Raw genomic sequence first — 15,288 nt, 5'->3', positions numbered from 1 at the left:
CGGCCGCCACTGGCTGCTGGCCGGACTCATGGCGGCCGTGGGTGCCATCGTTGCGGCCTGCAAATCTGCCCCGGAAGCCCCGCCGCCACCTCCCGACAGCCGCATGCCCAGCACCAACGCAGGGCAGGCACCGGGCAGATCGGCGTTGCCCAGCCCCTCGGCGGCCATCAGCGCGCGCGCCTATCGCCGCGACGCGGCAACCCACGTGTACAACCTGAACCCCCAGCGGGTTTTCAAGGGCAAGCTGCCGCCCATGCTGTACGCCATTGGCGTGCTGGAAGTAGCCATTGACCGCAGCGGCCACGTCACCAAGCTGCACTGGATGCGCGCACCGCGCCATGCGCCGGAAGTGGTTGCCGAGATCGAGCGCACCGTGCGCGCCGCGGCCCCGTTTCCGGTGCCTGCGCGCATGGGCCGGGTCGTCTACACCGATACCTGGCTGTGGGACAAAAGTGGGCATTTTCAGCTGGACACCCTGACCGAAGGCCAGCTCTGAGAACGTCTTGGCGCCCTGGCACGCCGCGCTCACAAAAACAGAGCTGCTGACGCCTGCGTTTTATAGGTTTCAAGCACTTTCTTGGCACAAATCACCGCCGATAAAGCGCGATAAGCTCCTTTTTCAGGAGCACTCCTCACGATCCTCTGTACGTGGAATAGCTCCACGGGCTCACCAGCAACGGCACGTGGTAGTGCTGGTCGGCATTCGCAATACCAAAATCCAGGCTCACACGGTCGAGAAAGTTGGGTTCTGGCAACACCACGCCCCGGGCCTTGAAATAAGCCGCCACATCGAACGTGAGGCGGTAGGTGCCCTTGCGCAGGCTGGCGTTGTCAAACAGCGGCGCATCGGTGCGGCCATCGTGGTTGAGCACCAGGCGCTGGAGCAGCGTGGCCTCGTCACCCTGGGTGGAAAACAGCGACACCGCCATGCCCGCCGCGGGGCAGCCGTGCATGGTGTCCAGAACGTGGGTGCTCAAGCCCATGGTGAAATCTCCTGAAGGTGGATGGCCGCAAACGGGCCGTGTGGTGCCCAAAGTGTATGCACTGTGCACCGTTCAACCTATCATCCAGCCCATGTTTTCGTCGCCTGCCAGCGCCCTCGCCGAGGCCTTGGCGCGTGCCGGCGCCCTCCAGCGCCGGCGCCCCAATGCCGGGCTGGCCTGTCATTTGCTTGCCAAGGCTGTGCCCACCAACGCCCCGCTGCCATCTGGCGGCTGCGCTGTCCGCTGACAGACCCTGCACCCGTGACTCTTGCTGCACTCCATGATCTACGACACCACCCTGCCCTACCCGCGTGACCTGATTGGCTATGGTCAGAACCCGCCCCACGCGCAATGGCCGGGCGGCGCCCGCATTGCCGTGCAATTTGTGCTGAACTACGAAGAAGGCGGCGAAAACGCCGTGCTGCATGGCGATGCCGGTAGCGAGCAGTTTTTGTCGGAAATGTTCAACCCCGCCAGCTACCCCGAGCGGCACATGAGCATGGAGGGCATCTACGAATACGGCGCGCGTGCGGGCGTGTGGCGCATCCTGCGCGAGTTTGAAAAGCGCAAATTGCCGCTGACGGTGTTTGGTGTGTCGAATGCCCTGCAGCGCCACCCCGAGCTGACCGCCGCCTTCGTGGAGCTGGGCCACGAAATCGCCTGCCACGGCCTCAAATGGATTCACTACCAGCACATCCCCGAAGCGGTGGAGCGCGCCCACATGCAGGAGGCGATGGACATCCTCCAGCGCATGACCGGCCAGAGGGCTCTGGGCTGGTACACCGGCCGCGACAGCCCCAACACCCGCCGCCTGGTGGCCGACTTTGGCGGCTTTGAATACGACAGCGATTACTACGGCGACGACCTGCCCTTCTGGATGAAGGTGCAGCGCTCTGACGGCACCGCCGTGCCCCAGCTCATCGTGCCCTACACACTCGACTGCAACGACATGCGCTTTGCGCTGCCCCAGGGATACTCGCACGCCGACCCGTTTTATCAGTACCTGAAAGACACCTTCGACGCGCTGTACGCCGAGGGCGACCCCGCCGGCGACAACGCCCCCAAGATGATGAGCATTGGCATGCACTGCCGCCTGCTGGGCCGCCCGGGGCGCATCACGGCGCTGCAGCGTTTTCTGGACCACATCGCACAGCGCGACAAGGTGTGGGTGGCCCGCCGCATCGACATCGCGCGCCACTGGGCGCAGCGGTTTCCCGCACCAAAATTTTGAGTCAAATCAGCCTCTGGCGCTTATCCCATAAGCGCAAGCAGCTCACTTTATTGAAGCACGCACCATGCCCCTGACCCTGGAACAACTGAACACCGCCAGCGCCGCCGAGGCGTTGCAACTGCTGGACGGTGTGTATGAACATTCGCCCTGGATTGCCGAGCAAGCCCTCGCGCAGCGGCCGTTTCGCTCGCTGGCGCACCTCAAGCACGCCATGGCCCATGCCGTGCGCACGGCCAGCACCGACGCGCAACTCGGCCTGATCCGTGCCCACCCCGAGCTGGCAGGCAAGGCCATGGTGGCGCAAAGCCTCACGGCCGAATCGACGCACGAGCAATCGAAGGCGGGCCTCACGCAGTGCACGCCCGACGAGTTTGCGCGCATTCAGCAGCTCAACGCCGACTACAACGCGCGCTTCGGCTTCCCGTTCATCCTGGCGGTGCGCGGGCCACGGGGCACGGGGCTGAGCAAACAGCAGATCATCGACACCTTTGCGCGGCGGCTGGGCAACCATGCAGACTTCGAGCGCGCCGAGGCCCTGCGCAACATTCACCGCATTGCCGAGATCCGCCTGAACGACAAGTTGGGTGCCGAGCCCTTGCTGGGCAACGACGTGTGGGACTGGCACGAACAACTCGCCGAGCACTCCGACCCCGGCTTTGCCGAAAAGGGCCAGCTCACCGTGACCTACCTCACCGACGCGCACCGTGCCTGTGCACAGCGCATCAGCCACTGGATGCGCGAATGCGGCTTTGACGCGGTGGAGATGGACGCCGTGGGCAACGTGGTGGGCCGCTACCACCCGGCGGCCCCCGGCGCACGCTACCTCATGACGGGCAGCCATTACGACACCGTGCGCAACGGCGGCAAATACGACGGGCGCCTGGGTATCTTCGTGCCCATGGCCTGTGTGCGCGAGCTGCACCGCGCGGGCCGCCGCCTGCCGTTTGGCATCGAGGTGGTGGCGTTTGCCGAAGAGGAAGGCCAGCGCTACAAAGCCACCTTTCTGGGCTCGGGCGCGCTCATCGGGCACTTCAACCCCACCTGGCTGGACCAGAAGGACGCCGACGGCATCACCATGCGCGCGGCCATGCACAACGCAGGCCTGTGCATCGACGACATTGCCACGCTGCAGCGCGACCCGGCGCACTACCTGGGCTTTATCGAGGTCCACATCGAGCAGGGGCCGGTGCTCAATGAGCTGGACCTGCCCCTGGGCGTGGTCACCTCCATCAACGGCGGGGTGCGTTTTATTGCCGAAATGATCGGCACCGCCAGCCACGCGGGCACCACCCCCATGGACCGGCGCCGCGATGCTGCCGTGGCCGTGGCAGAACTGGCGCTGTACGTGGAGCAGCGCGCGGCGCAGGACGGCGACTCGGTCGGCACCATCGGGCAGCTGTTGGTGCCGGGCGGCTCCATCAACGTGGTGCCCGGCCGTTGCCTTTTTTCATTGGACCTGCGCGCCCCCACCGACGCGCAGCGCGATGCGCTGGTGCGCGACGTGCTGGAACAGCTCGGCAAGATTGCCGCACGGCGCGGCCTGCGCTACACGCTGGAAGAATCGATGCGCGCCGCAGCAGCCCCCAGCGCACCCGCCTGGCAACACCATTGGGAGCGCGCGGTAGACGCCTTGGGCGTGCCTGTGTTTCGCATGCCCAGCGGCGCGGGCCACGACGCCATGAAGCTCCACGCCATCCTGCCGCAGGCCATGCTGTTTGTGCGCGGAGAAAACTCAGGCATCAGCCACAACCCGCTCGAATCCACCACCAACAACGACATGCAACTGGCCGTGGACGCCTTCTCCCAGGTGCTGCACCAGCTTGCCGAGGAGCCCCGCCCATGACCACCCCCACGCAGGCCTCTTACACCGCCCTGGACGCCTGGATCGACCAGCACTTTGACGAGGAAGTGCGCTTTTTGCAGGCCCTGGTGCGCGTGCCCACCGACACGCCCCCCGGCAACAACGCGCCGCATGCAGAGCGCACTGCCGAGCTGCTGAAAGACTTTGGCTTTGACGCCGAAAAACACGCCGTTCCCGCCGCCGATGTGCAGGCCTATGGCATGGAATCCATCACCAACCTGATCGTGCGCCGCCCCTACGGCCAGGGCGGCAAAACCATCGCCCTGAACGCGCACGGCGACGTGGTGCCGCCCGGCGAAGGCTGGACGCACGACCCCTATGGCGCCGAAATTGTGGACGGCAAGATGTACGGCCGCGCCACCGCCGTGAGCAAGAGCGACTTTGCGAGCTTCACCTTTGCCGTGCGCGCGCTCGAAGCCGTGGCCCAGCCCACACGCGGTGCGGTGGAGCTGCACTTCACCTACGACGAAGAGTTTGGCGGCGAACTGGGCCCCGGCTGGCTGCTGCAAAAGGGGCTTACCAAGCCCGACCTGATGATCGCGGCGGGCTTCTCGTACGAGGTAGTCACCGCCCACAACGGCTGCCTGCAAATGGAAGTGACCGTGCACGGCAAGATGGCCCATGCCGCCGTGCCCCACACGGGTGTGGATGCACTGCAAGGCGCGGTGCACATCCTGAACGCGCTGTATGCGCAGAACGACGGGTACAAGAAGGTCACGTCCAAGATCGAAGGCATTCAGCACCCCTACCTCAACGTGGGCCGCATCGAGGGCGGCACCAACACCAACGTGGTGCCGGGCAAGGTCGCGTTCAAACTCGACCGCCGCATGATCCCCGAGGAGAACCCGGTGGAGGTGGAAGCCACCATCCGCCGCGTGATCGAGCAGGCAGCGGCCGAGCGTGCGGGCATAAGTGTCAACATCAAGCGCCTGCTGCTGGCCAATGCCATGACACCGCTGGCCGGCAACCAGCCGCTGGTCGATGCCATCCAGAAGCACGCGCTCGCGGTGACGGGCGAACCCGTACCCGCCGTGGGCACGCCGCTGTACACCGATGTGCGGCTGTATGTGGAGCGCGGCATTCCCGGCGTGATTTATGGCGCCGGCCCACGCACGGTGCTCGAATCACACGCCAAGCGGGCCGATGAGCGGCTGGACCTGGAAGACCTGCGCCGCGCCACCAAGGTCATCGCGCGGGCGCTGAGTGATTTGCTGGCGGGGTGATTTTGGGGTCTTTTATGGCTCTGGCGCTTTGGCAGCAAGCGCAGACAGCTATTGTTTTTATAGCTATCGCTGTACCTGATTTGTCAGCGGGGGCCGGGTGCCTGTGCCCAATCCAGGCGTACCGCCCGCTCACTCCTCAAATCCAGTATCCTCCTGCCCTCGATCTCGGCTGTGGCCCTGAACGTTTTCTTCCATGGCGCCAGCCGCGACACCTCCGCCGCTGTCCCCGCCGCACGCCAGGCCGACGCCCACTCGCGTCCCCCTGCCCGCTGCCGGAGAAACCGCCACAGCCTGCGTGGCATCGCCACCCTGACCGCCCGGGGTACCGGGCTACCGGGCAACCTGGGGGTCTGGCTTTGTGCCGCACGCGCACCAACCGACCTGCCAGCCACCCACGCCATCGGGTACCGTTGTTTTGCATTCCGCCGAGGACTTCCAGGATTTCCGTATGACCCAGAACATTTCCGCCGCCGAGCAGGCCCTGCGCGATGCTGCGCGCGAATACCACCGCAACCCCAGCCGGGGCAAGATTTCGGTGAACCCGACCAAGCCGCTGTCCAACCAGCGCGATCTGTCGCTGGCGTATTCGCCCGGCGTGGCCTACCCGTGCCTGGACATCCAGGCCGACCCGACCAAGGCGTTCGACTTCACCTCGCGCGGCAACCTGGTGGCCGTGATCACCAACGGCACCGCCGTGCTGGGCCTGGGCGACATCGGCCCGCTGGCCGCCAAGCCGGTGATGGAGGGCAAGGGCTGCCTGTTCAAAAAATTTGCCGGCGTCGATGTGTTCGACATCGAACTGGCCGAGCGTGACCCCGACAAGCTCATCGACATCATCGCGGCGCTGGAGCCCACGCTGGGAGGCATCAACCTTGAAGACATCAAGGCGCCCGAGTGCTTCTACATCGAGCGCGAGCTGAGTAAGCGCATGAACATTCCAGTGTTCCATGACGACCAGCATGGCACGGCCATCATCTCCAGCGCCGCGCTGCTCAACGGCCTGGAGCTGGTGGGCAAGGACATCGGCGCCGTCAAGATCGCGGTGTCGGGCGCGGGTGCCGCCGCCATTGCCTGTGTGGGCGTGATGGTGGGACTGGGCGTGAAGGTGGAGAACATCTTCATGTGCGACTCCAAGGGCGTGATCTACGAAGGCCGCCCCGGCGGCTATGACGAGTCCAAGGCCCGCTACGCCCGGCAGACCGATGCGCGCACGCTGGCCGATGCCGTCAATGGCGCCGACGTGTTCCTGGGCTGCTCGGCCCCTGGCGTGCTCACGGCGGAGATGGTCAAGACGATGGCCGCCAAGCCCATCATCCTGGCGCTGGCCAACCCCGAGCCCGAAATCCGCCCCGAGCTGGCCAAGGCCGTGCGGCCGGACTGCATCATCGCCACGGGCCGCTCGGACTACCCGAACCAGGTCAACAACGTCCTCTGTTTCCCCTACATCTTCCGGGGCGCACTCGACTGCGGCGCCACCAAGATCACCGAAGCCATGAAGCTGGCCTGCGTGCGCCAGATCGCCGACCTGGCCAAGGCCGACATCAGCGAAGAAGTGGCCAGCGCCTACGCGGGCAAAGAGCTGACCTTTGGCCCCGACTACCTCATCCCCACGCCTTTTGACTCGCGCCTGATCCTCAAGATCGCGCCCGCCGTGGCCCAGGCTGCGGCAGATTCCGGCGTGGCCACGCGCCCCATCACCGACATGGAGGCCTACAAGGAGACCCTGTCGCGCTTCGTGTACCAGACCGGCATGCTGATGCGCCCCGTGATCATGGCGGCCAAGGCCCTGCCCGATGCGCAAAAGCGCGTGGCCTATGCCGATGGCGAAGACGAGCGCGCGCTGCGTGCCGCACAGATGGCCATTGACGACAAGATCGCCGTGCCCATCCTCATTGGCCGCCCCGCCGTGATTGCGGCCCGCATCGCCAAGGCCGGCCTGCGCATGCAGCTGGGCAGGGATGTGGAGGTGTGCAACCCCGAGGGCGACCCGCGTTTTCGCCAGTATTGGGAGCACTACCACCAACTCATGAAGCGCAATGGCGCGTCCATCGAAGTGGCCAAGGCCGCCGTGCGCCGGTCCAACACCATCATCGCCTCGCTGATGGTGACGCTGGGCGACGCAGACGCCATGATCTGCGGCTTGGTGGGCACCTACGAGACGCACCTGGAGCGCATCCACAGCATCATCGGCCGCCAGGCGGAAGCGCGCGACTACGCCACGCTCAATGCGCTGATGACCAACCGGGGCACGCTCTTCATTGCCGACACCTATGTGAATGAAGACCCCACGGCCCAGCAGCTGGCCGACATCGCCTGGATGTCGGTGCAAGAGGTGCAACGCTTTGGCATTCCGCCCAAGGTGGCGTTCCTGTCGCATTCGAGCTACGGTTCGTCCAAGCGCGCATCGGCCAAGAAGATGCGCCTGGCACGCGACCTGTTTGTGGCCGCCCACCCGGAGATCGAATGCGACGGCGAGCTGCATGGTGACGCGGCGCTGGAGCCCAACATCCGCAACGCCTACATGGCGGACTCCACCCTGACGGACTCGGCCAACCTGCTGATCTGCCCCAACCTGGATGCCGCCAACATCCTCTACAACGTGCTCAAAACCACCACCAGTGGCGGCGTCACGGTGGGCCCCATCCTCATGGGCGCAGCCGCCACGGCCTACATCCTGACCCCGGCCGCCACGGTGCGCCGGGTGCTCAATATGACGGCACTGGCCGTGGCCAGCGCGGCAGCGCGCCCCAAGTAAGGGCAAGCGCCAAGGACGTCGGTAAGGGCGCCGACAAGGGCTTCGGCAAGAGCCAAGGGCGCCCTGCAGTCCAGGGCGGTGCAAGCACGCAGGGTTTCGCACCCAGTCGGGAAACCCAGCATGCCCCCATGCACCACTTCGGGGAACAATGGCTTCGTGCCTGGCTCTGCTGCGGCGAAAGCGGGCATTGATTTTGCTGAGTACATGGCCACACGGCCGTGAAGACGGCACCTTTCACGCCTTTCCCCGACAGGAGCCCTCCCCATGAAGAAGCGATCTTTCCTGCAGTCCGCCGCGCTGCTGGCCGCTGTCAGCACGTTCTCGCTGGCACAAGCGCAAACGCCCACCCCCATCAAGTTCCAGCTCGACTGGCGTTTTGAAGGCCCCGCCGCCCTGTTCCTGCAGCCCGTGGCCAAGGGCCACTTCAAGGCCGCCGGCCTGGACGTGACGGTGGACGCCGGGAACGGCTCGGGCGGCGCCGTGCAGCGCGTGGCCTCGGGCAGCTACGACATGGGTTTTGCCGACCTGGCCGCCGTGATGGAGTTCCACGCCAACAACCCCGACGCGCAGAACAAGCCCGTGGCGGTAATGATGGTCTACAACAACACGCCCGCTTCGGTGATGGCGCTCAAGAAGAGCGGCATCACCAAGCCCGCCGACCTGACCGGCAAGAAGCTGGGCGCACCCGTGTTCGACGCAGGCCGCCGCGCGTTTCCCATCTTCCAGAAGGCCAACGGCATCGGCGCCGTGCAGTGGACCGCCATGGACCCACCGCTGCGCGAAACCATGCTGGTGCGCGGCGACGTGGACGCCATCACCGGCTTCACCTTCACCTCGCTGCTGAACCTGGAAGCCCGTGGCGCCAAAGCCTCCGATGTGTTGGTGCTGCCCTATGCCGACTTCGGCGTGAAGCTGTATGGCAACGTGGTCATCGCGTCGCCAAAGCTCATCAAGGAGAACCCGGCTGCCATCAAGGCCTTCCTCTCGGCCTTCACCAAGGGCGCCAAGGAAGTGATTGCCAACCCGGCTGCCGCCATCGAACACGTCAAGGCGCGCGATGGCATTGTGAACGTGCCACTCGAAACCCGCCGCCTGCAACTGGCCATCGACACCGTCATCAACAGCCCCGATGCACGCGCCGAAGGTTTTGGCCAGGCCCAACCCGGCCGCCTGGCGCTGATGGCGTCGCAGGTGTCGGATGCGTTCAACACCAAGACGCGCGTGAATGCCGACCATGTGTGGAACGCGAGTTTTCTGCCCAGCGCGGCAGAGCTGAACATCCTGCCGAAGAAATGAAACACCCCCTGAGTCGCTTTGCGCCTTCCCCCTCTCTCAACTCGCTACGCGAGTCGGGAGGGGGACGCCCCAGTGCACGCAAGCGAAGCGCCGCCTACGCGGCATGGCGGCCCTTGCACGGGGGCGCTGGCTTGGGCCGCGCCAGTTTCGTGCGGTGTTGGGTGGCGCGCAGCGCTGTGGATAACTGAAATGCACGGGCCGCACACGCGGTCCTGTGCGCAACCTCTTTATACGGACCCCTGATGCAGGCTGCCGATTCCTATTTTGTGGACTTCCGCGACGTCTGGCTCGCCTACAACGACGAGCTGCGCGCGCAAAACCAGTTTGCCGTCGAGGCCATCCACCTGCAGGTCCGGCAAGGCGAATTCATCGCCATCGTCGGTCCCTCGGGCTGTGGCAAATCCACCTTCATGAAGCTGGCCACCGGCCTGAAGATGCCGTCGATGGGCAAGATCCTCATCGACGGCCAGCCCGTGACGGGGCCGCTCAAGGTCTCGGGCATGGCGTTTCAGGCACCTTCGCTGCTGCCCTGGCGCACCACGGTGGACAACGTGTTGCTGCCCCTCGAAATCGTCGAGCCCTTCCGCAGCAATTTCAAGCAAAAGCGCAAGGAATACGAAGAGCGCGCCCGCAAGCTGCTGCAAAAGGTGGGGCTGGCGGGCTATGAAGACAAGTTTCCGTGGCAGCTCTCGGGCGGCATGCAGCAGCGCGCCAGCATCTGCCGTGCGCTCATCCACGAGCCCAAGATGCTGCTGCTCGACGAGCCCTTTGGCGCGCTGGATGCCTTCACGCGCGAGGAGCTGTGGTGCATCCTGCGCGACCTCTGGACCGAGCAGCAATTCAACGTGATTCTGGTCACGCACGACCTGCGCGAGTCGGTCTTTCTGGCCGACACCGTGTATGTGATGAGCAAGAGCCCCGGCCGCTTTGTGGTGAAGAAAGAGATCGAGCTGCCGCGCCCGCGCGAGCTGGAGATCACCTACACCAAAGAGTTCACCGACATCGTGCATGAGCTGCGCGGCCACATCGGCGCCCTGCGCCAGGGTGCAGGCAAAGCTGGCGCCCCCATCCCGCAGTAACCACCCATCGACACACAAGCACCATGCACAAAAAAACCGCAGAACGCTGGTCCCCCTGGATCCTGCTGGGCGCCATCGTCGTGCTGTGGCAGATCATCTGCTCGGCCTTCAATGTCTCGGAGTTCATCTTCCCCAGCCCCTGGGCCATCGGCACGCAGCTGGTCGAGTTTGGCGGTGTGATTGCCGCCCACGCCTGGCGCACCTACTGGGTCACGATGGCGGGCTTTGGCATTGCCATCGTCGTGGGCGTGTTGCTGGGTTTTGTGATTGGCAGCTCGCGCCTGGCCTATGCGGCCGTGTACCCGCTGATGACGGCCTTCAACGCATTGCCCAAGGCCGCCTTCGTGCCCATCCTCGTGGTGTGGTTCGGCATTGGCGTGGGGCCAGCCATCCTTACCGCCTTCCTCATCAGCTTCTTTCCGATCATGGTGAACATCGCCACCGGCCTTGCCACACTGGAGCCCGAGCTCGAAGACGTGCTGCGCGTGCTGGGGGCCAAGCGCTGGGATGTGCTGACCAAGGTGGGGCTGCCGCGCTCCATGCCCTACTTTTTTGGCTCGCTCAAGGTAGCGATCACGCTGGCGTTTGTGGGCACCACGGTGTCCGAGATGACAGCGGCCAACGAGGGCATTGGCTACCTGCTCATCAGCGCGGGCTCGTCCATGCAGATGGGCCTGGCATTTGCGGGCCTGATGGTGGTGGGCGCCATGGCCATGGCCATGTACGAGCTGTTCAGCGTGATTGAAAAGCACACCACCGGCTGGGCACACCGGGGCTCGCAGGGCGAGTGACACAGGCGGCGACAATGCACCCGGGGCGCCACTGGCGCCTTTTGTCATCCACCCGACGCCCTCCAGGCCGGCCCTGCACCACCGCAGCCTGAAAGACATTTGCATGCCCCGTTTTGCCGCCAACCTGTCCATGCTCTACAACGATGTGGACTTTATCGACCGCTTTGCCGCTGCCGCCCGTGATGGCTTCAAGGGCGTGGAGTTTCTCTTTCCCTACGCCTACCCGGCGCACGACCTGGCCACGCGTCTGCAGGCCAATGGCTTGCAACAGGTGCTGTTCAACGCCCCGCCGGGCAACTGGGATGCGGGCGAGCGCGGCCTGGCCTGCCTGCCCGGGCGCGAGGCGGAGTTTCGCGACAGCATTGCCCAGGCCCTTGCATACGCTTGCGCGCTGCAATGCCCCCGCATCCACGTCATGGCTGGCGTGGTGCCGCAGGGCGCTGACACAGCCACCGTGCGCGCCAGCTACATCGCCAACGTGCGCCACGCGGCAGAGCAGGCCGCCCCGCACGGCATCCACATCCTGCTCGAACCCATCAACCACCGCGACATGCCCGGCTACTTCCTGAACCGCCAGGACCAGGCCCATGCGCTGATCGCCGAGATCGGCGCGGCCAACGTCAAGGTGCAGATGGACCTGTACCACGCGCAAATCACCGAGGGCGACCTGGCCATGAAAATCCGCCAGTACATCCCCACGGGCCAGGTGGGCCACTTTCAGATTGCGGGCGTGCCCGAGCGCCACGAGCCCGATGTGGGCGAGGTGCACTACCCCTATCTGTTCACACTGCTGGACAGCCTGGGCTATGGTGGCTGGATTGGCTGCGAATACCGCCCGGCACGCGGCGCTGCGCCCCACGCCACATCGGACGGGCTGGGCTGGCTCCAGCCCTGGCTGTAGGCATTGCCGTCGCCAGATGGTTTGGGCACGCCGCTTTGGGTGCATGCACTGTGATCAAAACGAGCCCCTGCAGCCTGTCTGCCAACCCTGATCAGCTATTTTTTCAATAGCAAACAACTCTTATGCCCTGGCACGCAAGCTTGCAACTGGACTACACCCTGGAAGGCCCCCGCACGGTCGCCCGCCATGCGCACAACGGCCCGCTGCGCATTCTGCAAAGCCTGTACCCCGAGGGCGATGCGGTGTGCCACAACGTGCTGGTGCACCCACCCGGCGGCCTGGTGGGCGGCGACACGCTGGACATCTCGGCCACGGTGGGCCCTGGCGCGCATGGCCTCGTCACCACACCGGGGGCCACCCGCTTTTACCGGTCTACCGGCGAACGGGCCCTGCAACGCACGCACCTCACCCTGGCCGAGGGTGCGCGGCTGGAGTGGTTGCCACTGGAGGCGCTTTGCTACAACGCCTGCAATGCCGAGAACCACCTCACGCTGAACCTCGCCCCTGGCGCCGAGTGCATGGGCTGGGATGTGACCGCACTGGGCCTGCCGCATGCCGGGCAGCCCTTTGATACCGGGCGCTTTGTGCAGCACATCGAAGCGCCCGGCCTGTGGCTGGAGCGCGGCGTGATCGATGCGGCCGATCACCGCCTGCTGGAGAGCCCGCTGGGTCTGGCCGGACAGCGCTGCATGGCCAGCCTGTTCTTTGTGACGGGCAGGCCGCTGGACCGCGCCCGGCGCGACACCGCCCTGGACGCCGCCCGCGCCGTGATGGATGCCCACGCGCTCAAGGCCACCGCAGGTGCCACCAGCCCCAACGGCCAAGTGGTGGTGGTGCGTGCGCTGGCCCCGCAGGTGGAGCCCGCCATGCAACTGCTCCAGCAGGTTCGGGCCGCATGGCGCGCAGCGCTGTGGCAGCTGGATGCCGAGCCACCACGCATCTGGGCCATGTAGGCTGGAGCAGGCCTGAAATGGGGCCCATCTTCAGATCGCCACCAGGTTGCGGATGCCCTTGGTTTGCATCTCACTACCCGCGCCGCGTGCGATGACTTCGCCGCGCTCCATCACCAGGTATTCGTCGGCCAGCTCCTGCGCAAAGTCGTAGTACTGCTCACACAACAGGATGGCCATTTCTCCCCTGTCGGCCAACATGCGGATCACGCGGCCGATGTCTTTGATGATGCTGGGCTGGATGCCCTCGGTGGGCTCGTCCAGGATCAGGAGGCGCGGGCCGGGGGCCAAGGCGCGCGCGATGGCCAACTGCTGCTGTTGCCCACCCGAGAGGTCACCGCCGCGGCGCTTGAGCATTTGTTTGAGCACGGGGAACAGCTCGAAAAGGTGCGGCGGCACGGGCGTGGAGCCGCTTTTGTAGGCCAGGCCCATGCGCAGGTTTTCTTCCACCGTGAGGCGGCCGAAGATTTCGCGGCCCTGGGGGACGAAGCCGATGCCTGCGCGGGCGCGGTCGTAAGGCTTGGCCTGATCGATGGGTTTGCCGTCGAACGTGATGGCGCCACTTTTGATGGGAACGAGGCCCATGAGGCTTTTGAGCAGCGTGGTCTTGCCCACGCCGTTGCGACCGAGCAGGACGGTGACTTTGCCGGGGGCAGCGGTGAGGCTCACGTCGCGCAGGATGTGGGAGCCGCCGTAGTACTGGTTGATGTTTTGGACGGTGAGCATGGTGATTTTTTGAGTGTTTTTGGCCTCTAGCGCTTATTCAGAAAGCGCTGGTAGCTATAAATTTGGAAGCATTCAGCATGCTTGTGCTGAGTGGCGGGAGCTTGGACGCTGAGCGTGCGACGTGCTTCAGCGCAGGGCGGAGGCAGGGAGTCGCCCGGCGTGCGAGTAACTTTCTTTCGCTTCGCCGAAAGAAAGTCACCAAAGAAAGGGCGACCCTACTGTGCGTGTCCCTTCGCTGCGCTACGGGCAACCTGCGATGCTCGGTCAGGGGGTGCGCCGCAGAACTCACTGCGCGCTGCGCGCTCCGTTCAAACAACTGCGGCGAGTCAGTGCACGAAGTGCGTGTGTCCTGCGGCACACGCACGCACCCCCTGCCCTGCGCTTCTAGGCACGCACAAAAGGGAACCCGCAACCGGACATCCCCACAGGCCATCGCTGCGCTCGGCCTGGATTGCGCAGCGCAAGGCGCTTGCGCCCGCGAAGACAGGGCCGAGCGCAGCGATGGCCCGTATGGCTGTTGGGTAGTTAGGCTCCCCACCCCTTCTGTGTGCGCCTGGGGCGCGCAGGAGGCGGGGTGGCGTGGGTGTGCCGCAGGACACACCGGCGCTTCGTCAACTGACTCGCCGCGTCTGTCTGAACGGAGCGCCACAGGCGCGCAGTGAGTTACGCGGCGCACCCCGCATCCGAGCACCTCAGGTTGCCCCGTAGCGCAGCGAAGGGGTCGCAGACAGTAGGGTCGCCTTTCTTTTGGGTACTTTTCTTTGGCGAAGCAAAGAAAAGTACCTCGCCCGCCGGGGCGAGACCCGGCCTCCGCACTCAACAAAAGCACACCGCCAGCCAAGAAAAGAGAGCGGGCAAACACCATCACCGCCCCAAATAAACCTCAATCACCCGCTCATCCGCCTGCACCTGGTCCAGCGTCCCCTGCGCGAGCACCGCCCCATCGCACAACACCGTCACGATCTCCGAAATCGTCCGGATGAAAGACATGTCGTGCTCCACCACCATCAGAGAATGCTTGCCCTTGAGCGTCAAAAAAAGCTCCGCTGTGCGCGCCGTCTCCTCGTCCGTCATGCCCGCCACCGGTTCGTCCAGCAGCAGCAACTTCGGGTCTTGCATCAGCAGCATGCCAATCTCCAGCCACTGCTTTTGCCCGTGGCTCAGATTACCCGCCTGACGCGTCACGCTACCGGCCAGATGAATGGTGTGCAACACCTCGGCCAGTCGGTCCGACGGTGCAGAGTCGAGCTTGAAGAACATGCTGGACTTCACGCCCTTGTGGGTCTTGAGTGCCAGCTCCAGGTTCTCGAACACGCTGAGCTGCTCGAACACCGTGGGCTTCTGGAACTTGCGGCCTATCCCTAAGGCAATGCTGATCAAGGTCCACCGTTGTCGCTTCTCAAACGTTATCCGCAGATGAAGCAGCAGACCCTGGCAATGGCCGCAGATCAAGACAACGGATTCGAGCAGTCGCGCAAGCCCACCCGACGTG

General features: G+C 65.1%; 13 protein-coding genes and 1 pseudogene. 11 read left to right on the top strand and 3 right to left on the bottom strand.

All coding sequences use genetic code 11. The features are described 5' to 3' along the window. Positions 1–28 precede the first annotated feature (28 nt). Positions 29–496, top strand: a complete 468-nt coding sequence (locus tag DTW89_RS11265; RefSeq protein WP_024816049.1) for a hypothetical protein — start codon at positions 29–31, stop codon at positions 494–496. Positions 497–632: 136 nt separating this feature from the next. Here the strand turns inward: DTW89_RS11265 and uraH are convergent, their stop codons facing one another. Then, complete coding sequence (gene uraH, locus DTW89_RS11260; RefSeq protein ID WP_024816050.1) at positions 633–983, bottom strand: hydroxyisourate hydrolase; 351 nt, start codon at positions 981–983, stop codon at positions 633–635. A gap of 91 nt (positions 984–1,074) precedes the next feature. Between uraH and DTW89_RS19390 the strand changes: the two genes are divergently transcribed. The 10 genes from DTW89_RS19390 to DTW89_RS11210 all read left to right on the top strand — a co-directional run bounded on the left by DTW89_RS19390 (position 1,075) and on the right by DTW89_RS11210 (position 13,073). Further along, positions 1,075–1,230: a hypothetical protein gene (locus tag DTW89_RS19390; RefSeq protein ID WP_161555636.1), complete on the top strand. Its 156-nt coding sequence runs from the start codon at positions 1,075–1,077 to the stop codon at positions 1,228–1,230. Between the two features lie 33 nt (positions 1,231–1,263). Then, positions 1,264–2,214, top strand: a complete 951-nt coding sequence (gene puuE / locus DTW89_RS11250) for an allantoinase PuuE (RefSeq protein WP_114656013.1) — start codon at positions 1,264–1,266, stop codon at positions 2,212–2,214. 64 nt (positions 2,215–2,278) lie between these two features. After that, positions 2,279–4,057, top strand: coding sequence for a 2-oxo-4-hydroxy-4-carboxy-5-ureidoimidazoline decarboxylase (uraD, locus tag DTW89_RS11245; protein WP_114656012.1), 1,779 nt, complete (start codon positions 2,279–2,281; stop codon positions 4,055–4,057). Next, a complete protein-coding gene (locus tag DTW89_RS11240) occupies positions 4,054–5,298 on the top strand; it encodes a M20 family metallopeptidase (RefSeq protein ID WP_114656011.1) in 1,245 nt (414 codons plus the stop codon). The genes uraD and DTW89_RS11240 overlap by 4 nt, the downstream gene beginning before the upstream one ends. A 448-nt stretch (positions 5,299–5,746) precedes the next feature. Continuing rightward, entirely contained in the window at positions 5,747–8,053 is a 2,307-nt protein-coding gene (locus tag DTW89_RS11235) for an NADP-dependent malic enzyme (RefSeq protein ID WP_114656010.1), read from the top strand. 264 nt (positions 8,054–8,317) lie between these two features. Continuing rightward, complete coding sequence (locus tag DTW89_RS11230) at positions 8,318–9,349, top strand: ABC transporter substrate-binding protein (protein WP_114656009.1); 1,032 nt, start codon at positions 8,318–8,320, stop codon at positions 9,347–9,349. 242 nt (positions 9,350–9,591) lie between these two features. Then, entirely contained in the window at positions 9,592–10,428 is an 837-nt protein-coding gene (locus tag DTW89_RS11225) for an ABC transporter ATP-binding protein (protein ID WP_114656008.1), read from the top strand. Positions 10,429–10,451: 23 nt separating this feature from the next. Then, complete coding sequence (locus tag DTW89_RS11220; protein ID WP_024816059.1) at positions 10,452–11,219, top strand: ABC transporter permease; 768 nt, start codon at positions 10,452–10,454, stop codon at positions 11,217–11,219. Between the two features lie 103 nt (positions 11,220–11,322). Continuing rightward, positions 11,323–12,120, top strand: a complete 798-nt coding sequence (gene otnI / locus DTW89_RS11215; protein WP_114656007.1) for a 2-oxo-tetronate isomerase — start codon at positions 11,323–11,325, stop codon at positions 12,118–12,120. Between the two features lie 122 nt (positions 12,121–12,242). Then, the gene (locus DTW89_RS11210; RefSeq protein WP_114656006.1) at positions 12,243–13,073 is read left to right on the top strand and encodes an urease accessory protein UreD; all 831 of its coding nucleotides are present in this window, start codon (positions 12,243–12,245) and stop codon (positions 13,071–13,073) included. A gap of 30 nt (positions 13,074–13,103) precedes the next feature. Here the strand turns inward: DTW89_RS11210 and urtE are convergent, their stop codons facing one another. Further along, positions 13,104–13,796 (bottom strand): urea ABC transporter ATP-binding subunit UrtE, encoded by a 693-nt coding sequence (gene urtE / locus DTW89_RS11205; protein WP_114656005.1) that lies wholly within the window; start codon positions 13,794–13,796, stop codon positions 13,104–13,106. 864 nt (positions 13,797–14,660) lie between these two features. After that, positions 14,661–15,161, bottom strand: a pseudogene (locus DTW89_RS11200) (ATP-binding cassette domain-containing protein); the annotation flags it as partial. Positions 15,162–15,288 lie beyond the last annotated feature (127 nt).

The organism is Acidovorax sp. BoFeN1 (genome assembly GCF_003345135.1).
Lineage (GTDB): Bacteria > Pseudomonadota > Gammaproteobacteria > Burkholderiales > Burkholderiaceae_C > Acidovorax > Acidovorax defluvii.
Note: the sequence above shows the minus strand (reverse complement) of the source record. Positions and strands in the feature narration are given on the sequence as shown.